At 57.3% G+C, this 25,533-nt stretch carries 20 protein-coding genes and 1 tRNA gene; 5 read left to right on the top strand and 16 right to left on the bottom strand.

Annotated features, from left to right (window positions below; translation table 11 throughout):
* Positions 1-376 precede the first annotated feature (376 nt).
* From HMPREF2857_RS05835 to pgm, 10 genes are all read right to left on the bottom strand, one after another.
* Positions 377-838: a hypothetical protein gene (locus tag HMPREF2857_RS05835; RefSeq protein WP_070643104.1), complete on the bottom strand. Its 462-nt coding sequence runs from the start codon at positions 836-838 to the stop codon at positions 377-379.
* The gene (locus HMPREF2857_RS05840; RefSeq protein ID WP_070643105.1) at positions 835-2,187 is read right to left on the bottom strand and encodes an AAA family ATPase; all 1,353 of its coding nucleotides are present in this window, start codon (positions 2,185-2,187) and stop codon (positions 835-837) included. The genes HMPREF2857_RS05835 and HMPREF2857_RS05840 overlap by 4 nt, the downstream gene beginning before the upstream one ends.
* Positions 2,188-2,694 (bottom strand): hypothetical protein, encoded by a 507-nt coding sequence (locus HMPREF2857_RS05845; RefSeq protein ID WP_141752736.1) that lies wholly within the window; start codon positions 2,692-2,694, stop codon positions 2,188-2,190. It lies immediately after the preceding gene.
* A gap of 98 nt (positions 2,695-2,792) precedes the next feature.
* A complete protein-coding gene (locus HMPREF2857_RS11380) occupies positions 2,793-3,065 on the bottom strand; it encodes a helix-turn-helix domain-containing protein (protein ID WP_306297367.1) in 273 nt (90 codons plus the stop codon).
* 119 nt (positions 3,066-3,184) lie between these two features.
* Positions 3,185-3,661, bottom strand: coding sequence for a hypothetical protein (locus tag HMPREF2857_RS05850; RefSeq protein WP_070643108.1), 477 nt, complete (start codon positions 3,659-3,661; stop codon positions 3,185-3,187).
* Entirely contained in the window at positions 3,661-4,911 is a 1,251-nt protein-coding gene (locus HMPREF2857_RS05855) for a tyrosine-type recombinase/integrase (RefSeq protein WP_070643109.1), read from the bottom strand. Before HMPREF2857_RS05855 ends, HMPREF2857_RS05850 begins: the two co-directional genes overlap by 1 nt.
* Positions 4,912-5,090: 179 nt before the next feature.
* A tRNA-Ala gene (locus HMPREF2857_RS05860) sits at positions 5,091-5,166 on the bottom strand.
* A gap of 175 nt (positions 5,167-5,341) precedes the next feature.
* On the bottom strand, positions 5,342-6,073 hold the full coding sequence (locus tag HMPREF2857_RS05865; protein ID WP_070643111.1) for a DsbA family protein: 732 nt from the start codon (positions 6,071-6,073) through the stop codon (positions 5,342-5,344).
* A 144-nt stretch (positions 6,074-6,217) separates the two neighbouring features.
* The gene (locus HMPREF2857_RS05870) at positions 6,218-6,658 is read right to left on the bottom strand and encodes a MauE/DoxX family redox-associated membrane protein (RefSeq protein WP_048733317.1); all 441 of its coding nucleotides are present in this window, start codon (positions 6,656-6,658) and stop codon (positions 6,218-6,220) included.
* A gap of 54 nt (positions 6,659-6,712) precedes the next feature.
* Positions 6,713-8,368 (bottom strand): phosphoglucomutase (alpha-D-glucose-1,6-bisphosphate-dependent), encoded by a 1,656-nt coding sequence (pgm, locus tag HMPREF2857_RS05875; RefSeq protein WP_070643113.1) that lies wholly within the window; start codon positions 8,366-8,368, stop codon positions 6,713-6,715.
* Positions 8,369-8,650: 282 nt separating this feature from the next.
* On the opposite strand from pgm, the gene HMPREF2857_RS05880 reads away from it, so the two are divergent.
* The 3 genes from HMPREF2857_RS05880 to HMPREF2857_RS05890 all read left to right on the top strand — a co-directional run bounded on the left by HMPREF2857_RS05880 (position 8,651) and on the right by HMPREF2857_RS05890 (position 10,989).
* Positions 8,651-9,070, top strand: coding sequence for a fluoride efflux transporter FluC (locus HMPREF2857_RS05880; protein WP_224433822.1), 420 nt, complete (start codon positions 8,651-8,653; stop codon positions 9,068-9,070).
* Positions 9,067-9,492 carry a fluoride efflux transporter FluC gene (locus tag HMPREF2857_RS05885; RefSeq protein WP_049172850.1) on the top strand — a complete coding sequence of 142 codons (426 nt, stop codon included), beginning with the start codon at positions 9,067-9,069 and terminating at the stop codon, positions 9,490-9,492. Before HMPREF2857_RS05880 ends, HMPREF2857_RS05885 begins: the two co-directional genes overlap by 4 nt.
* A gap of 69 nt (positions 9,493-9,561) precedes the next feature.
* Positions 9,562-10,989, top strand: coding sequence for an alanine/glycine:cation symporter family protein (locus HMPREF2857_RS05890; RefSeq protein WP_070643114.1), 1,428 nt, complete (start codon positions 9,562-9,564; stop codon positions 10,987-10,989).
* Positions 10,990-11,027: 38 nt separating this feature from the next.
* Here HMPREF2857_RS05890 and HMPREF2857_RS05895 read toward each other — a convergent pair whose 3' ends face one another.
* Entirely contained in the window at positions 11,028-12,101 is a 1,074-nt protein-coding gene (locus HMPREF2857_RS05895) for a YlbL family protein (RefSeq protein WP_070643116.1), read from the bottom strand.
* Positions 12,102-12,240: 139 nt separating this feature from the next.
* Between HMPREF2857_RS05895 and HMPREF2857_RS05900 the strand changes: the two genes are divergently transcribed.
* Positions 12,241-13,743: a zinc-dependent metalloprotease gene (locus HMPREF2857_RS05900; protein ID WP_070643118.1), complete on the top strand. Its 1,503-nt coding sequence runs from the start codon at positions 12,241-12,243 to the stop codon at positions 13,741-13,743.
* Positions 13,744-13,747: 4 nt separating this feature from the next.
* Here the strand turns inward: HMPREF2857_RS05900 and HMPREF2857_RS05905 are convergent, their stop codons facing one another.
* Positions 13,748-14,278, bottom strand: a complete 531-nt coding sequence (locus tag HMPREF2857_RS05905; RefSeq protein WP_070643120.1) for a YgjP-like metallopeptidase domain-containing protein — start codon at positions 14,276-14,278, stop codon at positions 13,748-13,750.
* Positions 14,279-14,346: 68 nt separating this feature from the next.
* Between HMPREF2857_RS05905 and HMPREF2857_RS05910 the strand changes: the two genes are divergently transcribed.
* Positions 14,347-15,282 carry a TOMM precursor leader peptide-binding protein gene (locus tag HMPREF2857_RS05910; protein ID WP_246819629.1) on the top strand — a complete coding sequence of 312 codons (936 nt, stop codon included), beginning with the start codon at positions 14,347-14,349 and terminating at the stop codon, positions 15,280-15,282.
* 26 nt (positions 15,283-15,308) lie between these two features.
* Here HMPREF2857_RS05910 and HMPREF2857_RS05915 read toward each other — a convergent pair whose 3' ends face one another.
* The 4 genes from HMPREF2857_RS05915 to HMPREF2857_RS05930 all read right to left on the bottom strand — a co-directional run bounded on the left by HMPREF2857_RS05915 (position 15,309) and on the right by HMPREF2857_RS05930 (position 25,530).
* Positions 15,309-17,480: an ATP-dependent DNA helicase UvrD2 gene (locus HMPREF2857_RS05915; protein ID WP_016422234.1), complete on the bottom strand. Its 2,172-nt coding sequence runs from the start codon at positions 17,478-17,480 to the stop codon at positions 15,309-15,311.
* A 19-nt stretch (positions 17,481-17,499) separates the two neighbouring features.
* Entirely contained in the window at positions 17,500-18,567 is a 1,068-nt protein-coding gene (locus tag HMPREF2857_RS05920; protein WP_049182182.1) for a potassium channel family protein, read from the bottom strand.
* A gap of 115 nt (positions 18,568-18,682) precedes the next feature.
* Entirely contained in the window at positions 18,683-22,177 is a 3,495-nt protein-coding gene (locus HMPREF2857_RS05925) for an ATP-dependent helicase (protein WP_070643121.1), read from the bottom strand.
* A 2-nt stretch (positions 22,178-22,179) separates the two neighbouring features.
* The gene (locus tag HMPREF2857_RS05930; protein ID WP_246819631.1) at positions 22,180-25,530 is read right to left on the bottom strand and encodes an ATP-dependent helicase; all 3,351 of its coding nucleotides are present in this window, start codon (positions 25,528-25,530) and stop codon (positions 22,180-22,182) included.
* Between the last annotated feature and the right edge of the window lie 3 nt (positions 25,531-25,533).

The raw sequence follows: 25,533 nt of genomic DNA on the forward strand, positions 1-25,533 counted from the left end.
CCCGGAAAAGACACACTTTTCTTTACTTAACCCCACACTACCCAGGGGTAGATACAAGAAAACCCCCGGTCATTTCGACCGAGGGTTTTTCTACTGGTGGAGCTAACGGGGCTTCACGAAAAATCCGCTCCCTTGCAGGTAAACAGGCATTTCCCAAAACTCACTGCGCCGCGCGTGCCACATTTATGCCAAATCCACGGACGTGCCACAGCAAAACACCAGGTCAATTTTCCACCACCACACCCGCCCGGCGCGACGATTACACACCCCGCCGCCATACGGGAAGCATGGCCTAGCCGTCAGCGACAGTACGACAAAACCGCCCCAGCGCTTCAGGCAATAGGCCAACAGTTTCCTACCGCGAATGTTCAGCCTCCTATAGGTTCACCCCCGCGCCGGGCGTATCCCTCATTTCCGCTTCCAGTTCCGCGCGTACCGTAGCTTCAGCTATCCCTATGAGGTTATCCACGACGGTATCTAGGTCGAGGTCTTGGTTACCGGCTATCTCGACACGTTGGGGCATGTCCAGGCCGAGTAGCTTAATCCGTCGATCAATAACGCTTAGGACGATTTTTGCGCTGTTCGTGTCCCCGTTGAGCGCGTTTTCCCAGTGCGCTTGATTCAGTGCGTCTAGCCGGGCGGCTTCTAGCTTGCGTAGTTCATTGGCTTCTTCTTTGGGTATGTCTGCCAGTGCGGTTGCTACGTCAGTGTGTGCGGTACCGAGGCTTACCCCGAGTGCCCCGGCTATGTCCCGGAAGGTCGCGCCCGCTAGTCGTAAATCGAGTGCTTTCTTCCGTCGCTCTTGGATTTCTTTTTTCTGTGCAATCGGCGCGTTCATTGCCGTGTCCTTTCTTCTTGTTTGCGGCTGTTGGGTTCTTGGCTGAGTAGGTAGCGCCCCTTAGTGTCTTTGATGATTGCGCCTTGCCGTTCGAGGTGTGACAGTGCGGCACTAAGGTGTTGTTGCGGTTGCAGGCTTGAGGGAATAGAACCGCGTAATGTGTGCTCAGTGAGGCCGATTTCAGGGCTAAGCGAGTCGCAGATTACAGAGCAAATCTCATTGAGTTGATTCCCTGCTTTCGCCATTGGTGCCGTCATAGGTGCCATAGGTTCCCGTTCTCGTGTATTGGAATCTATGGAATCTATGGGGGAATCTATTGCCCAAACCCACATGGAACCTTTGCCGAATCCGCGTCGTTTGGTAGTGATTCCCATACCTCTTCGTGCCTTCTTCACTGCTTCTTCCTTTAGCCCTGCGTCACGCGCGGCCTTGAGGACATCACGAGCTGGTGCGCTTCCTCCTTCTGCTTCGAGATAGTCGAGCACAACCATCTCAATTTCACTGCGAGAATCAATCTCATCGTCAGCTGGTGCTAGAAGGTCGTTGATACTTCGATTTGAGGCACCATCAAAAACGGCCTTGCCGACCGGTACGCCCTTGCCTTCGATGAACACGTCAGCGGATTCGATATGCGCGTCGAGTGTCACGGCATGCGGGGCAAGATTGTGCTTCGTGGTCGCAACAAGTAATTTGCCGTCTTCGTCTTTGGCGACTGCGATAACAGAGCGTGCGACTTGGCTCCATGCAATCGAGCCGGTAATCAACTTGCCGGTGTCTGCGGACTCACGTTTGCCAAAGTGAACCAAGGCAAGGAACACACACCCCAGTTCGTCGGCAATCTTGTTCATTGGGTCAAGCATGCGGCGGACTTGCTCATCACGGTTACCGTCGATACTAGAGGCCATAGCCGACTTCGCAGCGTCGAGGACAATCATGCCGATATTGTTGTCTTCGATTACCTGGCGAAGACGCGGGAAATGAGCCGGGAGGACAAGCCCGGATTCGATGGGGTCTTCTCCGTCGTACTGGAGTTCAATATCAAGGAAGTAGACGCGCTCCAGGTCAGCGTCAGCGGCTTTAAGGCGCGGGACGATAGTTGCTTCGCGGCTGTCTTCGGTGTGCAGGTAGAGCACATTGAGAGGTTGCTTATTGTCGAGGTTGCCGCGTGTAGCACCAGCAACCCATGCGCATGCAACCGTCGATTTTCCGACCCCTTCACGGCCTCCAAGCAAAGTAAGGCCATTCCACGGAATCATGTTCTCCACTAGCCAATATGTTTTCTTGGGCTGCACCGTTGAGGCTTTCACAACGTTAAAAATCGTCTTCGGCGCGCGGTTTGGTTCACTCACTTAGCGCCCTCCCCGGCGTTGATCGATAAGCCCGGCGCGCTGTCCTGCGTCTTGGGCTTGCTGAAGGTGTTCCATTGCGCGGTCAATGCCGGTTAGCGTTGCGGTGTCTAGACACTGCTGAATCGCTGCCTGCGCTTGCTGTAGGCGCTGGAAAGCTGCTTGGTTAGTCAGCTGTGCAAGCGCGTTGTTAATCAGCCCCAGCTCTGCCATACCCAGCGGGTGGGCACTGTAGCCGTTGCTGTTGCTAATGCGCCGCCATACCCGCGTGCCTGTGCTGTGCTGCTTTCCCTGCAGGCGTTGACCAAACTGCACCATATCCACGCGTTTCGAGGCGTTACCCGTGTTGATGTGTTCCTCAGCGCATTCCAGCAGTACGAGGTACGCCGGGCGATACAGGCGCGGGAAATCAGTGGCCGTTACGCCGCGCCGGGCGGTGGTGTACTGCACCATTTCAGCGGTGGAGGATACAAGTAGGGCTAGTGCGTCTACAGCTAGTGTTTCCCACACGCTAGGCATGCTGCGCCGTACTTGGTTACGATATGGGTAACAGTTGTTTTGAATTTCCCTGCGTTCGCCCGGCGCGGGGTTTTTCTTTGTGTCCACGGTTAGAAACCCCCGAAATCCGTGCTCTGGGATTGAGCAAGGGAATCCAGTTCATCGAGGTTCACGCGCAAGGTACGCGGGGTGAGTTTGTAACCGGTGATTGTTCCGGCGTTAATCATGCGCCGGATAGTTTTGGTGGATACTCCCCAGTGTTCCGCTGCCTGTTTTACTGTGGCCGGGCGGGTACATGGCTTTGAGTGGGTTACAGGATTCGGCATGGCCGTCGCTCTTTCTGCGCCCATTTTGGGCATGCAAAAGCGCAACTCACACTTCATACGAAATCTAAGTTGCGGAATGAGCGTCAACGGCGAATGCCATTGCCGAGCAGTGCGTCACCGCTCTGCCATCGGAGGGGTATTTTGAATCTCCCTGTCCACAGGTTAGCACAACAGCCTTATTGAGTCTGCGAGTACGCCGCGATAGCCCTCTGCAACTGAGACGCGTCAATCTCTAAACTCCCCTGTGGAGGCTTTGCCGATTCGCGAATCACTGCGCGGTCTACATCGTTGTTAATGAGCCGTTCAAGCGTCTGTGCCACAAGTTCAGCCCGGTATCTCCCCGCCCCCGGAATCTGCACCATAAAGGCCATATCCATTTGCCCCACGATTTTTAACGCCTCATCGTCGCGGTACGCGCTACCCTGCTCTAGATAATCGTGCTTCTTCACCGCCTCCGTGGTGTCCAGCGTGTTCTTGCCTTCACGGGCAACACGTTTCCCAAGCGCTTCAGACTTCACTTCTTTAATCGAATCTGCCCACACCCATTTACGACTAGGGGCAAAGTGAATACAGCCCACAATGCGCCGCCGCTTTAGCTCTGCTCTATCGCCGCGTACATACACGTGCCAGCATTTTCCATCGTTGCTAGTCATTACTCTCCCGCCTTAATAGTGGGGCTAATACTTGCGTCCACAACGTCCATAAGCTCCGTTGTCCGTTCAGCACGTACCTGCATGTAAATCTTCATGATTGTGTCAAGATCGTTGTCTCCCAGAATCTTGGCAATCTCTTTTACGTGCGCTCCCTTTTCCGCTAGCCGGGTCACTAACCAGCGCCGCCCCGAATGCGGTTTAATTTGCTCAGACACACCCGCCCGCTTAGTGGTGCGGTCTAGCACCGACCTGTAGGACGTATCCATCAACATCGCCCCCTTGTCGGTTGTGGTCAACAGCCGCGCCGGGCGGGTACCTCCCCCGAGGTCTGCAGCAAGGTTCACTGATACAGGGGCGGTAGCAAGGTGGTTAGCTATGTGTCCCCATAGCACCGGCACCATTGACGGCATAAAAGGAACCTCCCTGTTACCCGCCTGGCTCTTAGGCTTTTGCAGCAACATGTACGTGCTACCCCCGTCCGGTGTAATCCGTTGGGCGTTCTGCCTAACCCGAATCGAGTACCGAGGGGCATACGGAATCGGCGTATCGGAAATAACATCGTCTATCTCCAGGGCGATTGCCTCCCCGAGACGCAACCCGTGGAACAAGCACAGCACGGTCAGCAGCTTGTACGACGGCTTCATTGCGTCCACTACCGCGTGTAGCTCTTCCGTCTTTGGCAGATACGGTAATTCCCGCTCTACACGCCGTTTAGCGGCCGCTATCTCTACCGGGTTACGGTCTATCAGCTCACGCCGTACCGCTTCTTCACACGCCGCGTTAAGCCGCACATATGCCTTGTGGTTAGTTTCCGGGGTGCCATAGGCGCGGGTGATACCGTCCCACCACGAATAAACGTCGGCTTTGGTTAGTTCCACAAGGGGAATATCAGCAAGCCGTGTAACGTCCGGGTCTTTGTCACCGGGTGGCCGTGGGTCAGTAATGCGGTTGCGGACGGTACGCCGATAAGTCTGCAGCGTGGACGCGCGGACTGTAAGGCCGTCGTGATACTGCTCTAGCCAAGCTTTGACTGTGAGGGCGTGGCGCTGCTTCTCTAGCTCCTTTTCCGCCGCGCGCTGCTTTGGCGGTGTCCATTCACCAAAGGCGATTAACTTCTCTTCCGCATTGAGCCAGCCCTGTGCCAGCCCCCGAGTCTTAAAAGTCCGGGGTGCCTTGCACTCAACTCCCGCGTGCTTGTAGCGAGCTTGGTATCTGCCAGATGGAAGTGGCCGAATATTGCCGAATTTCATGCCGCCCCGCCGCCTTTCGTGCCAAATTCGTGCCAAATTTTTCTGAAAACGTGCCAAATTTGTGCCACTTCAAAGCCTACCCGTGTCCACACCTGGCGCTCTACACAAACCCAAAAACGCGCTACTATCAGGGCAGATACAAGAAAACCCCCGGTCATTTCGACCGAGGGATTTCCTACTGGTGGAGCTAACGGGACTCGAACCCGTGACCCCCACACTGCCAGTGTGGTGCGCTACCAGCTGCGCCATAGCCCCAGAATCAACATCGAAGTGGCTTTCACCCTCCGCTGTGGACTCCTCAAAGGCTACATGGCACTGTCATGTATCACCAAATCCGCATGTAGAACACTCTTTTACGTATTCGTCGAGTGCCCTAGAGCAGATCTGCCGAACATGAACTGAAGATGAATCGTGTGAGCGTGCACGGAACCTAGCGCAGGGCCACCTTGACCCACTGCCCCAGTCCGCCATCACCGGAAATGTTCTCCAGAATATCCTTGCCATCGACAAAGACGTGCGGTGAGGAAACCTTGCCCAAGCGCTTCTCAAGGTCATCGAAGTTGGCATTTGCGCTTGCCTTAGCCTCGGTGGTGTCGATGCCGGAACGGACTTCGCTGACAATTTCGTCAGCAACACCGAGCTGCTCCAGACGGTCAGCCAACTCATCATCGCTCCACGTGACAGAGTTCTGCTGGTCAGCCATCATCATTGTGCGGAAGTTCCAATATGCGCGAGCATCACCGGTCTCAGCAATCTTGCGGGCAACCGCGAAGACGCGAGTGGAGTGACCGTCACGCTGCTCCTTCTCCTGACCATCCAGGAAGTTCAGCGTGCGGTATTCAGCGACAAGCTTGCCGTCGTTTAGCGCCTTGAGCTCATCATCGTGGCCCTCTTCGCTCATCTGAGCACAGTAGTGGCACGAGAAGTCCTCAAAAATCGTGGCTGTTTTAGCCCCTTCGGCGCCGTCCTTGCTCAGTCGGATGACATCGCCGTCGAGTGCGACGGAGAAGCCGACGTCCTCATCTGGCAGTCCCTCAATCGGCTGCGACCGGCCGATGTAGATAACGCCACCAATAACAACTGCAACGACAGCAAGAAGAGCAATCAGGCCGACGACGAAGCCACTGCCCTTTTCATTTGGATTCTTAATCTTCTGACTCACACCGCTTACGATAGCGGTGTTTTCTTGCCAATGACACAATTGCGCCTGAGAAAACAGAAATGGTTGCTAGGCCGCATCGTTAGGCCCCATCACCTTGCCCCATTCCCCTGGCCTATCCCCTAGGCTTCCCCTCTAGCCAGCGGACTAGGCGTAAATGGCAAACTTCTTCCACGGCCACACGTACACAAATACAGCCAAGGCCAGAAAACCGATGTCTCGGGCGATTGACTTTAGATATGAAACCGCGTCAGCGTTCTCGTCGTAGCCACCGCCACCAAAGCACCCGCAGTCAATCTGCAGGCCGCGCGCCCACGCCGAGATAATGCCGCCGATAAACACCAGCAAGAGCGCGCCAGACAACACCGCTACCGGGCGCAGGAAAAGCCCCAATACCAGCAGGAGTCCGAGGATAACTTCGAAAGCGGGCAGCGCAACCGCTACCATCGGCACCAAATCGCTCGGCAGCAGCTCATAAGCTTGAACTGCCTGACGCGATTCCAGCGGGTTCAGCAGTTTGATAAGACCCGAGTACAACCAAACTGCAGCCAGGCCGAATCGTGCCACCACACCTACGAAATTCTTCATACACAGAAATGTTAGTACAGGCTAACTGTTTACAGCTAGCCCAACGGCTACCGATTACCCGTTCAGAACTGCCGAGACCACGTCCTGCGCCTCAGCCTGAACCTGTGCCAGGTGATCTGCGCCCTTGAAGGACTCCGCGTAGATCTTGTACTTATCTTCAGTGCCCGACGGACGCGCCGCGAACCAAGCGTTCTCCGTAACCACCTTGAGGCCACCAATCGCAGCGCCGTTGCCCGGTGCTTCAGTCAGTTTGGCTGTAATGGTCTCCCCTGCCAGGGTGTCGGCCTTGACCTGCTCCGGCGAGAGCTTCTTCAGGATTGCCTTCTGCTCACGGGTTGCGTCCGCATCGGTGCGGGCGTAAGCCGGGGCACCGTACTTATCGGCGAGCTCTGCGTAGAGCTGTGATGGAGTCTTCTCAGTCACGGCCTTGATCTCGCTGGCCAGGAGATCCAGGATGATGCCGTCCTTATCGGTAGACCACACAGTTCCGTCGTGACGCAGGAACGATGCACCAGCGGATTCTTCACCGCCGAAGCCGATGGTGCCGCCGAGCAGACCCGGGACGAACCACTTGAAACCGACTGGAACTTCCACGAGCTTGCGGCCCAAATTGGCAACGACGCGGTCAATCATCGACGAAGACACCAGCGTCTTACCGACCGCGGTCTCCTGCGACCAGCCCGGACGGTGCGCAAAGAGGTAGTCAATGGCAACGGCCAGGTAGTGGTTCGGGTTCATAAGACCCGCGTCCGGTGTGACAATTCCGTGGCGATCGGAGTCCGCGTCATTGCCGGTGGAGATGTCGAACTTATCGCGGTTACCAATCAAGGACGCCATCGCATTCGGCGAGGAGCAGTCCATACGAATCTTGCCGTCTGTATCCAGCGTCATAAAACGCCAGGTCGCATCAACCAGCGGATTGACCACAGTCAGGTTTAGGTTATGCGCATCGCCAATTGCGCCCCAGTAATCCACCGACGCACCACCCATTGGGTCGGCGCCGATACGCACGCCGGCATCACGGATGGCGTCGAGGTTGACAACATTCGGCAGGTCCGACACGTATGCGTTGAGGTAGTCGTGCTTTACGACGAGGTCTCCGGCCTTATCCACCAGCTGGCGCTTAACCCCATCCAGGCCCTTGGCCAAGTATTCATTAGCACGAGCTGCAATCCAGTCCGTCGCATCCGCGTCCGCCGGACCACCAGTCGGCGGGTTGTACTTAAAACCACCATCCCGTGGCGGATTGTGGGAAGGGGTAATCACGATGCCGTCGGCACGCGCGGAGCTACTCCCCGTCGGACCTCCCTCCACGTCGCGGTTGTACGTCAGAATCGCGTGGCTGACGGCCGGAGTCGGCGTGTAGCGATCCTGAGCGTCAACCATCACGGTGATGCCGTTGGCCGTGAGCACCTCGAGGGCGGAAATCATTGCCGGCTCGGACAGGCCGTGGGTATCGCGACCGACGTAGAGCGGGCCTTCAATGCCCTGGCCCTTGCGGTAATCCACGATGGCCTGAGTGGTGGCATGAATGTGGTCTTCGTTGAAAGCGCCGTCGAGGGAGGAACCGCGGTGACCGGAAGTACCGAAGACGACCTTCTGGTCGGGGTTATTCGTGTCCGGGTGCTTTGTGTAGTAAGCAGTGACCAGTTCCGCGACATCGATAAGGTCGGATGGCTGGGCCAATTGCCCGGCGCGCTCATGAGCCATTGTGGGTATCCTCCTGCTGAATCGGCGAACTGCGCAACCACCGATTTCACCGCCGACGAGCCGGCCGGAATGGGGAAACCGGATTTAAATGCGCTTCCTCTTCCCCAGTGTCCCCGTTTTAGGGTCAGCGCGCATGGCAAGAACCACTCGGTAAGGCAAACTCGCCCCTGCAATAGGGTGCAGTAGGTAGATTGTCGCGTGCCGACGGGAACACCTCCTGGTGAAAGATTCCGAATTGTCGGCGCCTACCTCCCCTTTCGCCACTGTGCTAGCGTTTTCACCGTGAATGAGGAATCTGTCGTTGCGAAACTGCCATCAGCAGGACGGGCGCAGGTTCTCATGGCCCTGGTTGTCGCCGGCGGTGCCGCTATTGGCGCGGTAAGTCGCTTTCTGCTCGGCGCGGCAATCGATGCGATTGTGAGCTCGGGAACTAGCGCAGTTTCGACCACTGTCATCAACTTGTTGGGCTGCTTTCTCTTCGGCCTGGTCAGCAGTATCGCGTTTGCTAATCCTCGGCTTTCCGCTTTCTGCGGTACTGGCTTTTGTGGCGGTTTCACCACTTTCTCCGCATTTGTCATTCTCTTGTTGGTGCAAGCGGACACGTCAGTCGTACTGATTGTGAGCGTCGGACTTATTCACCTGCTGTGCTGCCCTCTCGCCTACTGGTTGGGCACCAAGTGCGCACGGGAGGTCGCGGAATGACCGGCGATCTCCTCGGCTCTTTTTCCTCGGCACTCTCTGCCATCCTCGCTATCGCAGTTGGCGCGGCAGTAGGTGGAGCGCTGCGCTATGCGCTGGCCGAACTTGCGGTGAAGTGGGCTGATTCCAAACTACCCGGAACGTGGACCGCGAATATGATTGCCTGCTTCGTCGCCGGTGTCGCTGCTGTGGTGTGGTCGCGGGGAACGTCGATAAGCAATGGCATGACGCCTGCTCTGGCCTATGCGACGGTAATGATTGGCTTCGCCGGCGGCCTGTCGACGTGGTCCACACTCGCCGGAGAGATCGTACGCCTTAAGAACCAACACTTTTGGAGGGCATGTGGGTACCTTGCTCTCACACTGATTGGCGGAATAGTTTTTGCTTTCGTCGGAATGTGTTTACCCCCACTTGTGGCGAATTAGTAGCACAATAATCATTTTCTGAGAAATTAATGATCGAATTTAGGCTTTCTACCAGTAAAGTTCCACAGCATGGAAAGCTTCAGCGATTTTGCCTCAGCGGCGGATAGTTTTATTTGGAGTCCATACCTCCTCATCCCCGCGCTGATCGGCACCGGAATCATCTTGACCATTCGCCTGGGCGCAATTCACCTGGTCAAACTCGGCCCGGCACTGCGCCTCGGACTCATCGACCGTAACGACGACGACGCCGAGGGAGATATCACCAACTACCAGGCGCTGGCGACGGCTCTCGCGGCAACTGTCGGTGTCGGCAACATTGTCGGTGTCGCTACCGCAATTGGTTTAGGTGGACCCGGTGCGCTGTTCTGGATGTGGGTAACCGGCCTGCTAGGTATGGCATCGAAGTACTCCGAGGCATTCCTGGGCGTGAAGTACCGCCAGACCGATGCAGCTGGCGAACAGTCCGGTGGTCCGCAGTACTACCTGCGCAAGGCCATCCCGAATGGTTTTGGTAAGACGTTGGGCATTCTCTTCGCCGTCTTCGCTGCGCTGGCGGCGTTTGGTATCGGCAACCTAACCCAGGGCAACGCCGTGGCCTCGAACCTGGAAAACAGCTTCGACATCGATCCGACGCTCTCCGGCATGATCATGTTCATCCTGGTAGGTGCAGCTCTGATGGGTGGCATTAAGTCGATTGGCCGCATCACCGCCGGCTTTGTGCCGATGATGATTGTGCTCTACATCGGTGCGGCCGTGTGGGTGCTCGTCGCCAATGTCTCGGCGCTGCCCGAGACCTTCAAGCTCATCTTCACCGATGCTTTCACCGGCACCGCGGCCGTTGGTGGGTTCGCAGGCTCCACGCTGATTCTCGCCCTGCAGATGGGTGTTGCCCGCGGCCTGTTCTCCAACGAGTCGGGCCTGGGTTCCGGGGCTATCGCCGCTGCCGCCGCATCGACGACTCACCCAGTTCGTCAGGGTTTGGTCTCCATGACTCAGACCTTCATTGACACCATCATCGTCGTGTCCTTCACCGGCCTGGTTATCATCAGCACCGGTGTTTGGCAGGATGGCAACGTCGACACTGGCGCTCTGACTGCTGAGGCATTCTCCCGCGGTCTGCCTGGCCACTGGGGTGGCACAATCGTCACGCTGTCGGTTGTCTTCTTCGCATTCTCCACCATGCTGGGCTGGTCCTACTACGGTGAGCGCGCATTCGAGTCCCTGGTCGGTCGCCGCGGCACCGGTCTCTACCGTGCAGTCTTCACCTGCGTGGTCTTCGTCGGCGCGGTAACTCAGCTGGAAACCGTCTGGTCCGTCGCCTCGGCTCTCAACGGTCTGATGGCGCTACCGAACCTCATCGGTCTGATTGTCCTGTCCGGGCTCATTGCGCGCGAGACAAAGGCCTACCTCAAATTTGACCCGCAGTTGCGCGCAACGGCTGCAGAGATTGATAGATGGCAGTCTCAGCAAAACTTCGAGGCCTTCAGCAAGAACTAGCTGAAACTAGCAGCTGCTCGTAGGGACTACGGCAAAAACTACGAGCAGGTCTGCGCGGTCTCCGGCTTTTCGATTGCCGCAAGCGCGTCGTCAAGCACAGAGACCTTTACCAACTTCATATCGCCGCGGTCGGCAGTCACAGCTTCTGCGCAATTGCCTTCCGGCACGAAGAACATCTCGGCGCCCTCATCTCGGGCGGCCGAGATTTTGTGTGTAATGCCACCGATTTCGCCCACGTTGCCGGCAGCGTCAATAGTGCCAGTGCCAGCGAGGTGCTGCCCCTCGGTCAGATCGCCTGGACTCAGCTTGTCAATCACTCCAAGCGTCATCATGAGACCCGCCGACGGACCTCCAATGCCGCTGAGCTGGTAATCAACTTTGGTGTCGTCCGCGGATTGCGCCCCCATCCCAACGCCGAGCAGCGCGGCATTCTTTTGATGCGGGTTTTCCGCCAGTGTCACAGAAATATCGACGGCTTTCTCGGGGGCAGAGTCCTCGCCCTTAGCAGCCTTCTGCTTATCGACGGTCGCAGGCTTGACCCTCAACGTGACAGTATCGCCCGGGTTGCGTCCGGCAATAATCGCCTTGACTTGCTCGGGCTTGCTTACTGCCACCCCATCCACTGCGAGAATCACATCGTCTTCATGCAGTCGCCCATCGACAGGACTATCCGGCACTGTGTAGGCGACGGTGACTTCCATCGGCAACCCGAGATGTGCCAGTGCAGCGGAGGTGGCGTTGGCCTCCGACTCGGTGAATGCAGCCTTGTTCTCCTCTTCCACCTCGTCCTGGCTCTGGCCCGGAGGGAAGACCGCCTCAATGGGGACGATATCGTTGTCACGATCAAACCACAGACCAATGACCTGCGGCAATGTCAGGTTATGCCTGACTGCGACGGTTGTCATATCCAGCGTGCCCTTAGAGTGTTCGGAGTCCGCAGCACTGCCGCTGACCGAGATAATGCTCTTTCCCTCGACATCGCTGAGGACATCGAAGACCGGGCCAGGCCCCTGCGCGGCATAGGGCACTGTCAGCGTTGGCAGCGAGAGCACAGTTGCCAACGCGGCGATGGGCACAGCGCCCGCAACAAGAGTTTGGGTACGACGATTCACAAATAACACCCTACATTCTCGCTATCTGCCTACTGGACACCTGATGAATCTTGTCCGTGTCTGTTCGCTGGGCGCGAAGTTGCCAATAAAGTGGTGCTTTTAAGTACTCACGCGGGTCATTGCCCGGTACGGTGGGAGCATGAGTTCTAACGGATTTGGCTTTGGTCCGAACGACAATGATGACGATCGCGACGACGCTGGCAACAATGACTCCGGTCAGGGCGGTCAGGGCGGCCAGGGCGGTCCTTTCGGTTTCTTCGGGTTTCCCTTCGGTGGCATGGGCGGCGCCGGGGGCTTCGGTTTCGGCGGCCCCGGGCAGCCCGGCAGCGGCGCCTCCGGCAAGGGGGACCAGCCGAACTTGGGCGATATTCTCAACCAGTTCGGCGAGATGTTCTCCGGCATGGGGCAGCGATTCCAGGAGTCTAACTCTGGCCCTGTCAACTACGATGCGGCCGAGCGCGTTGCGCGGACCCGTCTTGGTAACCCGGCTCCGGTGAAGGACTCGGCCCGCGAGGCGCTGACTGATTCCTTGCGCCTGGCAGAACTGTGGCTAGATGATGTCACCTCCCTGCCGGCTGGTGTCAACCGCGTAGAAGCGTGGAATAGCTTGCAGTGGTTGGAGAACACCAAGTCGACATGGACTCGCCTTGTCGATCCCGTCGCCAGCCGCATGAGTGATGCCTCCCTCGAAGGCGTTCCAGAGGAAGCTCGCGAGATGATGGGCCCGATGCTGGGCATCATGCGCCAGATGAACTCGATGAGCTTCGGTACTCAGCTAGGAAATGCGCTGGCTGAATTGGCACAAACGAGCCTGACTGGCTCTGACCTCGGGCTGCCACTACACACCACTGGTGCGGCGGTACTGCTGCCAACGCATCTCGTCGCTCTCGCGGAGGAACTCGAGGTTCCAGCGCGCGATCTGTTTATCTACGCCACTGCCCGCGAAGCTGCCCACCAACGTCTCTTCGACCGCGTGCCATGGCTGGCTGAACGCATGATTTCCTCTGTCGAGGAGTACGCTGCCGGCATCGTCATCGACTACTCCGCGATTGAAGAGGCCGCCCGCGGTCTGGATATTGAGAACATGCAGGATCCGCAGCGTATGCAGGAAGCTATGAGCGAGCTGCAGAATATGGATCTGAGCCCGAAGATTCGTTCACGTAACGAGAATGCTCGTACTCGTTTCCAGACGCTGCTAGCACTGGTCGAAGGGTGGGTGGACATGGTTGTCACCGATGCCCTCGGTGAGCGTCTACCGGGTGCCGCACAACTGGATGAAGCCTGGCGTCGTCGCCGCGCCACCGAAGGTGCTGAACAGGCACTGGAGAAGGCCACCGGCATTGACCTCGGATCCCCCAAGGTGCGTGAGGCAACCAACTTGTGGCACCGTCTGACCACCGCTGTGGGCATCGAGCGACGCGACAAGGTCTGGGATCACCCGGACTTCCTGCCCGTGGCAGAGGATTTGGATGAACCCGCGGCCTTTATTGATTCGGTTCTTGGCGGCTCGGAAAACGATGACTTCGACCCGATCGCAGAGCTTGAAGAGCAGCTGCGCAAAGAAGCCGAAAAGCGCGCGGCTGAGGGCAACGACAGTGACGCCGACGAGGACAATTCTGGCGACGCCGACGACGATAAGTAGCGAGTTAGCTCTGGGTTCCCCAGCGCTGATATGCCTCTAAATAGCCCCGTGCCCGTTCGTGGTACGGGGCTTTTGCCGCCCAATACCAGAACTCTTCGGTATGACCACCGTCGACGAAAGTGTGCACCAGTTCGTGCACAATGACGTCGTCGAGGACGTACCCCGGGACGTCGGCAAGCCTGTGCGAAATGCGAATGCGCCCAGGACTATCGACACCGCCGGTGACGGATGCCCACCTGCGCGACATGTTCTTGACCCATTTGATTGACTCGAACCGCGGGCGATCTTCCAGCACCGTACGAGAGAGCAGCCGTGCGCGGCGCTCCAGCTCGGAATTATCCAGGTTGCTGCCAACTTTTCTCCGCACTCGCGCAACAATTTCATTGACCTGCTGTTTTTCCGCAGCGGCGCTGAGATCGTCCGGAACCATGACAATGATCCGGTTTCCCTCCGCGCGGGCGGACACAGTACGGCGGCGGCGCTTCGAGCGCCGAACCTCAACATCCGGGCCGTACTCAGGTCGCTTGGTGCTCATGCTTTTTAAGCGTATATGCTCTGCGCTGCGATTGCGTAAAAGCTGGCCCCGGGGTAAAAGATATTTTTATGGGGGAATACAGGGATACGTCTCGGGGGCGGGATGGTACGGCTGGCGTAATAGGTTCGCACACACCCGCGGCACAAACACTTGCCGCGCCTGCCACGGACTACGCGCTGCGGCCGGAGGTACCGATTGTCATGCGCCCAGGCGCGCGGATTCAGTTCGGCGTGGAACCGGAGCGCAGCATGATTCTGCCGCTTTCCGACGGCACCCCGCCGGGGCCTGTCTTCTCGGCGCTTCTTGCAGCTCATAGAGGTAGCACCTTAAGCGAGGCCTTTACTGACAGTCACGACAAACTGTCACCGCAGTTCATTACCGCACTTATCTCCGACCTTCACCGAGCCGCGCTGGTCCAAAAACCACCGACACGGCGGAGGATTACGCTGATCGGTCGGGACAGCTTGCGCACCGGACTTTTAAAGGAGCTTCGTCGCACGGGTTGTGGTAGTTGGACGACGGCAATGTCGCCCACTCGCAATGCGACGCTGAAAATATCTCAATCCACACCGGAAGAGATCGGGCTCGCGGTGGTCACGGGCATGGAAGTACCGAGCATGCCCTTGGTTCGCGCTCTGTTTCATCGTGGAATTGAGCATCTGCACACGCATTTCCGCGATGGGGCACTGATTCTTGGGCCGCTTGTTCACCCAGGTCAAGGGCCCTGCTCGATGTGTTTCGAAGCTTATCGACGAGACCGCGACCCCGTCCGGGCACTGATTGCGCTACAGCTTCGCACTTTTACGCCCGTAGCCGCACCGGAATGGCTGAACACAGCGGTGCCACTGTTGGTTGGGCAGCTGCGGCGGCCGGATCTCTCAGATCTATGTGCAACGGAGGTGCGCATAGATCTGGAAAGCCTCGATATCACCCGCACTACGGTTGCTCCCCACCCGCAGTGCCCAGTGTGTGGTCATGGCAACTCGCAGATGCAGTTCATGTAATTCGAAGTGCCTTGAGCAGAATCTGGCTAGGAATTCACAAAAGAATTGACGATTCCCAAGATGCCTTCGCCGAAATGATTGAGCTTCGCTTCTCCAATTCCCGGAATTTGCAGAAGTTCCTCCGGCGTAGTCGGCTGCTGCTCACCGATGGCCAGAAGGGTCGCATCGGAGAAGATCACGAATGCGGGGACGGTCATTTCCCTCGACATTTCCAGACGCCATGCACGCAATGCTTCCAGTAGTGCAGGATCCGCACTGACTGGGCACTCTTCACAGCGCCCTGAGATCCGCTCGGCATCGGTATGCAATGGCTTAGTGCAGCCCTTGCACTGTTTGGACTGCTGACGCTTACTGCGGGAACTAGAGCTCCTTGAGCTTCGCTGTGCCTCAGCCGAGTAGTCAGAGACATCAATGTCGAGTTCATCGAGGAATCGTGTGCGGCGACGTGACCTGCGGCCGCCTTCTGTCCGCGACAATGACCAAGATAGCTCCAGATGTTCGCGGGCTCGAGTAATGCCGACATAGAACAGACGGCGCTCTTCTTCGATGGCTTCCGCCCCCTGTGCAGGAGATCGGTCGAATTTATTCAGCGCATGTTGGATAGGCAGCGAACCGTCGGTAAGCCCAACGAGGAACACCGCATCCCACTCCAGCCCCTTGGCTGCATGCAGGCTAGCCAGCGTCACGCCATCCAGCGTCGGTGGATGTTTGGCCTGCTGCCGGGTGTGCAATTGGCCGAGGAGCGCCTGGATATTGACCTCGGTGTTGGCATGAACGATGTCCTTACACAGGTCAAATAGGGCGCGCAGTGACTGCCAACGTTCCCTGGCACCAGCGCCTTCCGGCTCTTGGTCAGTCATGCCAAGACCCGCGAAAACCTGCTTGACCAAATCCAATAGATTCGTGCCCTGCAATGTCGGAACGGTCCGTGAGGAACGGGAAACTCGCACAAGTGCGGCGATGGCATCGCGGATCTCGGGACGCTGGTAGAAACCGTCCCCGCCACGAACCTGGTAGGCGACTCCTACCTCGGACAGAGCCTGCTCAAAAACTGCGGACTGTGCGTTGATGCGGTACAAAACGGCAATCTCCGATGCCGGCGTTCCCGCGTCGATAAGCCGCTTGATGCTGCGCGCGGTCGCGCGAGCTTCCATCGGCTCATCGTCGTACTGATTGAAAGTCGGCTCCGGGCCGTCTTCACGCTGCCCAATCAGTTTCAGCCGCGAGCCGGCGATACGCCCCTGCGCACGGCCGATGACATTGTTGGCCAACTCGACGACCTGTGGGGTCGATCGGTAGTCCCGCTGCAGGCGAACCACTGTGGCTTCCGGATAGTCCCGAGAGAAGTTCATCAGATATTGCGGAGTCGCACCTGTGAAGGAGTAAATCGTCTGGTTGGCGTCCCCGACAACTGTGAGGTTGTCGCGGTCTCCCAGCCAGGCGTTGAGAACTCGCTGCTGTAACGGGGTGACATCCTGGTACTCATCGACGACGAAGCACCGATACTGGTTGCGGAATTCCTCCGCCACTGCACGGGAATTCTCCATCGCACCGGCGGTGTGAATGAGCAGGTCGTCGAAGTCAAGCAATAGCCCGTCAGGAGTGGTTTTTATGTCCTCGTAAGCGCGATAGCAATCGACAATTTTTTCCGCAGACAGAGGCGCCGTGCGCCCATGCTCCCGCAGCGCGGCTTGGTACTGATCCGCACCGGCCAAAGTCGCCTTCGCCCACTCAATCTCGCCCATGACATCGCGGATTGTTTCCTTGGAGGTGTCCAGGCCCACTCGACGTACTGCTTGGGCGACAACACGGAATTTCTTGTCATCCAACAGCTGCCAGGGCATATCACCGGCGACTTGGGGCCAGAAGTAGCGCAGCTGGCGAAGAGCTGCCGAGTGGAAAGTACGCGCCTGGACTCCAGGCGTTCCCATCTTTGCCAGGCGGTCGCGCATCTCCCCTGCTGCACGCGAGGTAAATGTCACCGCTAATACCTTCTGCGGCTGCACAAACCCCTGGTCAATGAGGTACTTGATGCGATGAGTAATTGTTCGGGTCTTACCTGTACCGGCTCCAGCAAGAATGCACACCGGCCCCATCGGAGCCGTTGCTGCCTCGCGCTGGTCTGGATCCAGCCCAGCTAGATAATCCGGCTCGTTCACATCCGCCTCTGAGTAAGTCAAAAAGTTGTTAGACCCCATTTTTTAAACTGGTCGAGTGCTATTCGTCATTGCTGTAGACACGGCGGACGTACAGCAGCCGGTCGCCTGGCTCCACCGACTCACACTCCGGTGAATCAATTCGGTACAGCTCACCCGAGCGCACCACGCCGAGTGCAATATCCGCGAGGTGCCGTGGGCTGGCACCGATTTCCTCTTCGGTGACCAGCCTCTCTGCAACAGAGAATCCTTCATCCGGGCTCAGGAGGTCTTCCATCATCTCAACCACCGAAGGAGTCACCGTGGCCAGCCCCAGCATTCGGCCGGCGGTTTCAGAAGAAATAACCACTTGGTCTGCACCTGACTGCGTCAACAAGTGGCGGTTTTCTGATTCACGCACCGAGGCCACAATTGAGGCACCCGGCGCCAACTCACGGACCGACAACGTGACCAGCACCGCTGTGTCATCTTTGTTCGGTGCAACGACTATAGAGCGGGCACGCTGAATACCAGCTAACTTCAGCACATCAGATTTAGTAGCCGACCCATGCACCGTCGCCAAGCCTTGATTCGAAGCGTGGTCGAGTGCTTCCTTGTCCGTATCAATGACAACGATTTCTGCCGGATCTACGCCGTCCGCGAGAAGAGCTGCAATGGCAGAACGACCCTTGGTGCCGTATCCGATAACGACGGTGTGGTTGCGCAACTGTCTCCTCCAGCGCTGAATTTGCAGGGTTTTCCGAGACTCTTGGGTCAAAACGGTCAGAGTAGTACCGACCAAGAGAGCAAGGAAGGCCACACGCAGTGGCGTAATGATCAAAATATTGAGTAATCGAGCCCTCTGAGTCACCGGCGTGATGTCACCGTAGCCCGTCGTCGACAGGCTGACAGCCGAGTAATACACCGCATCGATGAAGGTGAGAGGCTCCGTGTATCCGTCGTGGTCGTAGTAGACCACGACGGATGCAATCAGCAGCAAAAACACGGCGTAGTTCAAACGACGTATGATTAGCCGCCAAGGATTCTTCGGCGCGGACTCAGGCAGACCAATGACTCCCAGCAGTGCATGCCCGGGAAGATCATTGAGCCCGGTTTCGTATCCCGAAGATTTCCGAATTGGATTACGCAACCGCTCCTCGCCTGCCTTTCATGAAAACTCCTCCCGGTGAAAAATAGCGCATACAAACTGCTGCTTTCACCTGGATAACTGGCCACGGCCACGCGGCAGTTACATACGTAGATGATTATCCAATCAGCTCGCGCATCTTCCTGTCTAACTCTATCCTGCTTGGCAGTAGCGCTTCATCTGGTATTAGCGTCCGTCCTGCCGAAACGTAGAAGAACCCGGCTTCAATGTCTTCGGGGGCAGTTTCCATTCCCATCTCGCGCAGCCTATCCGACCACGCCAGGCGGTAAATCGCCAGCTGTAGCGCCGCTACTTCCCTTTCCTTTCCGCGCGGCATCTGGCCTGTCTTCCAGTCAATGACGCTCCACTTCCCGTTGTCGTTAAACACCGCGTCGATTCGGCCGACGACCCGCCTCTGCCCGATGGCAATTTCAAACGGCACCTCTACATGCGTTGGCGTGCGGTCAGCCCACTCAGATGCCTCGAAGTTCGCCTTCAATTTCTCCAGTTCGCGTTCGGACGCGACTTGTTCTGTGCCGAGGAAGTCATCCAGTTGATCCCCGAAGAGATCCTCATCGTCCAGCAGACTGTGTGCACCGAAGCGATTCTCCAACCAAGCGTGGAATGCCGTACCTCGGCGCGCGAATCGGTTTGGCTTAAACGGCACCGGGCGTGCTTTCCGACGAGCAAACGCGACCGGATCCGCAATCATGGCTTGGTATTCGCTAGTGGACATGCTTGTCGGCATTGGTAGATGAATCTCCGCGGCCTTAGCTCGACGGATTTCATCCACGAGAATGGTCGTTTCCGTTTCCCATACCTCAGACAGGTCACCTGCAATGGGGCGCTCATCCTGGTCTTCGCCCATGTAGCGCATGACGCTTTCGGCTGCTCGCTGCACACTATCTCGGCGGTTGCCCAGGGTATCGACGGGCCAGACCACCCCATCAACCGCAGTGTCGCAGTCCAAATCGACTTCAGTGTCCTCTACCTCAGGGTCCTCCCCATCTGTCCACGACACCACATAGTCACTGAATTGCGTGGCGATGGCTGCGAAGTCCGCCGACACGTCAGTGGGATTCTTCAAGCTCGGATTAGGCCGCCTGCTTGCAGTAACAATGAGCTTTTTTGCAGAGCGAGTCATGGCAACGTAGAAAAGGCGCTGCTTCTCTTCCCTTTCCACTTCTCGCAGCTCTTCCTTGTAGGCTTTGATCACCTTGTTGAGGTCGGTCTGGTTATCTGCGCCTGATATGTCCAGTTCGGGGGCATTGCTATCGACAGAATCCGCGACAGGAGCCCAATCGCCTGCTGCAAGCTGTGTTGCATCCTCTGTTGTATCTGCACTAGCCGTTAGCGGATCCACTTGGGTAATTGCACCAGGAGGAAGTTGAACTGAATTGGTGAGCCACGATGACAAATCAACTTTGTCGAACTTGCTGGTGGTGATGCCCGGAACAGCAACGGTTTCCCACTCCAAGCCCTTTGACTTGTGCATAGTCATGATTTGGACACAGTTTTCCGGCATGTTCATAGGTGCCCGTTCCAAGCCATCATCGTGTTCGACAGCGAATTCCAGATAGTTCAAAAACCCTGTCACATCGTCCGAGACATTTTGAGAATACGTCGCAGCGATATCGACAAACCTATCCAGATGTGCGGTTGTCGGCCTGGTTATCGCGGTAGCGGAACCGTACTGTCCAGCCGCTGCTTCTACGCGAATTCCAAACTCAGTAGCGATGTCCTCGACCAGTTCCGGCAGAGGCTTATTCAGCGAGAACCGACGTAGTTTTCGTAGGCTTGCACCCAACTGTGCGATGCGCACCATTGCTTCATCTGTGTAGTTCAGTGACTCGCTGCAGACCAACCGCCCATTTTTTTCCGCACTGCCGCGCGCCAGCGGGGTGCCGTCGTAAAAACGAATATCCGGGTCGGCGATGGCGTGCCCCAGCCCCACCGCGGACGATGCTGCTTCGGCATCTTCCACGAGCTTGTCATACTGGCGAGCGAGCTGGGAAAGCGGTGAGGAGTCTGAAGTCTCTTCGACGTTGCCCTTCTTTCGGGCCAACTCGTCCTTTCCTGCCATTGCCAGCTGATCTACACGAGTGCGAAGTGCCTCTACATCTGCGGCACCCAAATTGAACTGTGGGCTGAGTAGCAGACGCAGAGCATCCTGGTCTGAACTGGGGTCGACCAATATCTTCATCACCGAGGTGATATCCATGACCTCGGGCAAGTGCAGTAATCCAGCGAGTCCCACAATGATTGCAGGCACACCCCGCTCAGACAGTGCATCTAAATAGACAGCCGATTCAGCATTTGTCCGAACCAGGATGGCGGCATCGAGCTTGTTGCCAGCTGCTTCACATTCGCGTAATTGCACCTCCATGCAATCTGCGATGTATGCAACTTCTTCCTCACCGGTTGCAGTGAAAGCAAGCTGCACCTCGCCCTGGCCTGCTTTTGGCCCTGCATCCAGTGCCTCTACCGTACGAGCCTGCCCCGCAAAAGCACGGTCGGAGACTGCGTTAGCAAGCTGCAGCACTGACCGCGGGTTTCGCCAAGAAATGGTCAGTTGCTTTTTCTCCGCTGGCTGCCCATCCGACCGCGGAAAATCATTGACAAACTGCACAAGGTTTTCGGCCGTTGCTCCTCGCCAGCCATAAATTGCCTGCATCGGATCGCCGACAGCGGTGACACAACCACCGGAGAACAGCGCACGCAGGAACAGCCGCTGTGTGTGCGACGTGTCCTGGTACTCGTCGAGCATGATGATCTTAAAGCGACGCCGCTCCTCCTCCCCGACTTCCGCGAAGTCGGTGGCTAGCCGGGCCGCCCGAGCCATCTGCATACCGAAGGTGGCGACATTTTCTTCATTGCACCGAGCTCGAACCTGCTCTACCAGCGGCAAAATCTCTAATCTCTCCCGCTGCTTATCGACGATGCCCTGTAGATCGCCAATTAGTCCCTCGCGTTTACCCTTCTGCGGGGTCTGCTCAATATTGCTGATGAACGCTTCGGTTTCCTCGCGAATCGCCTGCGGGGTAGATAAGTTTGAGTCGATGTTCGACCCCAGCTCAATAATGCGACTAGCCAGCGTTGATGGTGCAATATCGACATCAATTTCGGTCACATTGCGAGCTGTTTCCCAGGCCAACTGCCACTGCGTCGCGCCATCCATAATGGTGACCCCCGGCTCCGTCGGCAGCAAAAGACCATAATTGCTCACGACTTCAGAGGCATAAGCATCGTAAGTAAGCGTGGTTGGGGCAATGACCTCGAGGCTTGCTAATACCTCTGGTGAAGCTTGTGCACGAAATGCAGCGGAGGAAGCAAGCGCATTCAGCTGTTGGCGGATACGGACGCCGAGCTCGCGCGCTGCCTTCCTGGTGAAGGTCAAACCTAGAACTTCTTCTGGGCGGATAAAGCCGTTGGCGACCAACCACACGACACGGGCAGCCATTGTCGCTGTTTTACCAGCACCGGCACCGGCGACAACAAGCATTGGTTCCATCGGTGCACCGATTACCGCCGCTTGTTGCGGAGTGGGCGGAAAGTCCTGCCCCATCATCTCCGACAGGGTGACGGGATCAATGATGGTTCGTTCCTCCGACATGACTACCGATTCCCTTCTGCTGCCGGGCACGCCTTCGAAAGCGTGCAGAACTTGCAATGATCACCAGCGAGCGCCAAGGCACGCGGGCCAGACGTCGCACGTGCTACCTGCTCCACGCGACGCTCCCAGTCAGCCAACTTGTCTTCCGTGAGCTTTGACTGTTCTCGGCTAGTGATAATGGTCTTATTGTGTGACTTTCGCGGAAATACCAGGTATGCCCCAGATTGTTCAATGCCTTCGCCGTTGTCCACAGTAAGCCCATCTCCGCTTTCAACGAGCTTCCCCTTCGACAACGCCAGCTGATATGTAGCTAGCTGTGCGTGTCCTTCTACTTCTTTACCGGAGGGCGCTGTCTTACCGGTTTTAATATCGACGATTTGAACTGCACCATCAGCGTCTTCAATCAACCGGTCGATTCGTCCGACAATCACGATGTCATCGTTGATGTTGACTTTTACCGGAACCTCGGTTCCGATATCTTTCTTAGTCTCAATCCACCGCTGCCAATCCTCCAGCCCGGTCAACCAGGTCTCTTCCTCAGTACGCTTACGCCACTCCGGATCATCGGACAGGTCCCCAAAAACACGCCGGATCTCAGACTGAGCCTCAGGCACAGTCACTCCCTTGGCGACTGCTTCTACCGCCTGATGCAGTAGAGAGCCCAGATACATGGCCGATGTCGGTGCTGATTTATCCAACATGGCCTTCAACGGACAACTCAGGGTTGCTTCCACCTTGGAGGGATTGATCCTCATCGGCTTCTTGTCATTTACCGGCTTCGAAGTCGACGGTGCACGGAGCCCCCACCAGGTGTCTGGATGTGCGCCAGCAACCTCAACCTGCGCCAATCGCGCGAGTTGACGTGCAGCTTGTCGACGCCGCGTCTCAGTCTCCGCATCGTCCACAACGGCTGCACGCAGTTCTGCCAGCAGTGACTCCACAGAGAGCACCCGTGGCAGGCCTTCACCGGCCCATGCGACATCTTCTTCCTCTGCAACATCCGGATTGCCGGCGTTTGCTTCATTAGCCGTAGCCCCGACTCCGTTCGCAGACGACGAGGCTTCCGACTGTTTCGCCAGCTCCGTCACCGAATTACCGAGCTTTTCAACGAGCTCGATAATAAACGGACTGGGAACCCCAACATCGTCAGGAGAATCGACTGCGGTCAGCAGTACCCTGTCGCTCGCCCGTGATACCGCGACGTGCAGCAAACGACGTTCCTCCGCCAACGCATCGGCCATGGAATTGATGTACTCCCGCGGCCCAATTCCGTGATCGACGAGACCGATGAACTCGTTCTGCTTCATCACCGAGCCAGTCACACCGAGGCTGGGCCACTGGCCTTCCTGGACTCCGACAACTGCTACTGCTTTCCACTGCCTGCCCAGAGCCGCATGGGCTGAGAGAATGCGCACGGCATCTCGCTCTACCCCGCTACGGTCACGTGCGCCGATGGGCAGCTCCTGCTCTTCCACAGAAGCGATAAAACCGTCAACCGTCAGTTTTGGATTCAGCTCCACACGGTCACCAGCAAAGTCGAACAGTGCCATCACAGCATCCAAATCGCGGTCAGCCGATGCGCCAGCTGTACCGCCGCGCAACGATGCCGCCACCAGATGGTCTGCCAAACCAGTGGACTGCCAAATTGCCCACAAAGTTGCTTCCACACCATCGCGCAACGCTTCACGAGCTGCGCTCAACAGATCCAGCGGCACCTGCAGCGCCTGACGTTCACGCTGCGAAAGAGACTCAATAAGCTCCAGCTGTTCAGCTGTGAGTCCCTCTGCCTTCAAGATTCCGATGAGCTGAGTCATCGCTGCCCCGCCGAACAGGTCGGCCTTTCGAATTCCGCGCAGCAGACGCTCTTTGACAATCGGATCCATGTTGACCAATGGGCCGGAGAGGAACTCGTCCCACTCCACGTCATCGAGCTGGTTCATAGTTGCCCGCAACGCCACCATCAGCGCTCGCACCAATCGCTGATGACTTAGCACGATGTCCGTTGGGTCAATCTGCACAGGCACACCCGCACGCGACAACGCACGGAACAGAGAGGACTCCCCTGCACCGGACCGGACGATGACCGTCATATCCTTCCATGCCACTCCCTCGTCGATATGAAGGCGCCGGAAGTAGTCCGCGACTGTGGCTCGCTGTGCACGTTCAGAAGGATGAATAGCTATTTTTACTGCACTCTTAGCTGCGTACGAGTTTTCCGCGGCGCCGGCCTCGCTGTTGTTTCCGACTTCGGATTCACGAGCTTCCTGTGCTCCAACTGAACCGACAATGCCACGGTATGCAGGAGCCTGAGGCAAGCGCTGAGAAACTGCGTTGACTAAATCCGCGATATCAGCGTTACAGCGGTAAGACTGCTGCAAGTGGATTGCCTTGTACTCGACCTCACCAGTCCCCCGGAGATAGTCATTATTAGCACCGCGGAAATGGAATACCGATTGATCTTCATCACCAGTAATGACGGCTACGGCTGCCTGCGACACAAACCGATCCACAAGACGCGCAGCTTCCGGGGATAGGTGTTCAGCATCATCGACCAGCACCACCGACTTTCCCCACCGAGCCAGTGCTTGCGCGTCTGCATCCAGCTCCATCAATGCCGCAGAGACAATCTCTGCAGCGTTCAGGCTGGGCTCCCACGCCAACCGCATAGTCTGCTGATACTCCGCCATAAACTTGCCAGCCGCACACCACGACTCAATGCCATAGTCCACGCCGAGCTGCTGAAGCCTCGGGGCATCAATCCCCCGCTCAGCTGCACGCAGCAGAAAGTCACGAACTGCACGGGAAAAACCGACTAATGGGAGAGCCGGGCGCAACCGCTCTGGCCAATACGCACCACCATCTTCCGCATGTCCGACCAAAAGTTGCCGCACGACAGCATCTTGGCGTGCACCAGTGGTCAACGATGGTTCAGGCTCTCCCCGACTGACGGCGGCATCACGTACTACTGCATAGGCAAGTGAATGCACGGCACGCACCATGCCACCTTGGCCTGCCCCGACCGAACCGCCTTCCCCCAGTTCAGAGGCAAAACGCCTGTCAATATCCCGCCTCAATTCCGCAGCGGCCTCTTTTGACTGTGACACCACCAAAATGCTGTCCGCCGGAATGCCCGCCTGCATGTAGTCCACCGCGAGATCTGCCAGCAGCGAACTCTTTCCAGTCCCTGGGCCGCCTAAAACGCGCACAACAGACTGGTTTACAAGCTTGTTCTCTACCACGAGCGCCTGATTATGGGAAGGGAAAAGCGCCTCTACCGCAGTACCCAACCACTGCCGACGACGAGGAGGTTCCTCCTGGACGAACCGAACCTTCGGCATTCCATCTACGTTCATGTG

Origin of the sequence: Corynebacterium sp. HMSC076C10, assembly GCF_001812455.1 — a bacterium.
Taxonomy (GTDB): Bacteria; Actinomycetota; Actinomycetes; order Mycobacteriales; family Mycobacteriaceae; genus Corynebacterium; species Corynebacterium jeikeium_D.

Coding starts and splice junctions, on each gene's coding strand:
- HMPREF2857_RS05835 (WP_070643104.1), bottom strand. CDS start 838: ATGAACGCGCCGATTGCACAGAAAAAAGAAATCCAAGAGCGACGGAAG.
- HMPREF2857_RS11380 (WP_306297367.1), bottom strand. CDS start 3,065: ATGAAGTGTGAGTTGCGCTTTTGCATGCCCAAAATGGGCGCAGAAAGA.
- HMPREF2857_RS05850 (WP_070643108.1), bottom strand. CDS start 3,661: ATGACTAGCAACGATGGAAAATGCTGGCACGTGTATGTACGCGGCGAT.
- HMPREF2857_RS05855 (WP_070643109.1), bottom strand. CDS start 4,911: ATGAAATTCGGCAATATTCGGCCACTTCCATCTGGCAGATACCAAGCT.
- HMPREF2857_RS05870 (WP_048733317.1), bottom strand. CDS start 6,658: ATGAAGAATTTCGTAGGTGTGGTGGCACGATTCGGCCTGGCTGCAGTT.
- pgm (WP_070643113.1), bottom strand. CDS start 8,368: ATGGCTCATGAGCGCGCCGGGCAATTGGCCCAGCCATCCGACCTTATC.
- HMPREF2857_RS05885 (WP_049172850.1), top strand. CDS start 9,067: ATGACCGGCGATCTCCTCGGCTCTTTTTCCTCGGCACTCTCTGCCATC.
- HMPREF2857_RS05890 (WP_070643114.1), top strand. CDS start 9,562: ATGGAAAGCTTCAGCGATTTTGCCTCAGCGGCGGATAGTTTTATTTGG.
- HMPREF2857_RS05900 (WP_070643118.1), top strand. CDS start 12,241: ATGAGTTCTAACGGATTTGGCTTTGGTCCGAACGACAATGATGACGAT.
- HMPREF2857_RS05905 (WP_070643120.1), bottom strand. CDS start 14,278: ATGAGCACCAAGCGACCTGAGTACGGCCCGGATGTTGAGGTTCGGCGC.
- HMPREF2857_RS05910 (WP_246819629.1), top strand. CDS start 14,347: ATGGGGGAATACAGGGATACGTCTCGGGGGCGGGATGGTACGGCTGGC.
- HMPREF2857_RS05915 (WP_016422234.1), bottom strand. CDS start 17,480: ATGGGGTCTAACAACTTTTTGACTTACTCAGAGGCGGATGTGAACGAG.
- HMPREF2857_RS05925 (WP_070643121.1), bottom strand. CDS start 22,177: ATGTCGGAGGAACGAACCATCATTGATCCCGTCACCCTGTCGGAGATG.
- HMPREF2857_RS05930 (WP_246819631.1), bottom strand. CDS start 25,530: ATGAACGTAGATGGAATGCCGAAGGTTCGGTTCGTCCAGGAGGAACCT.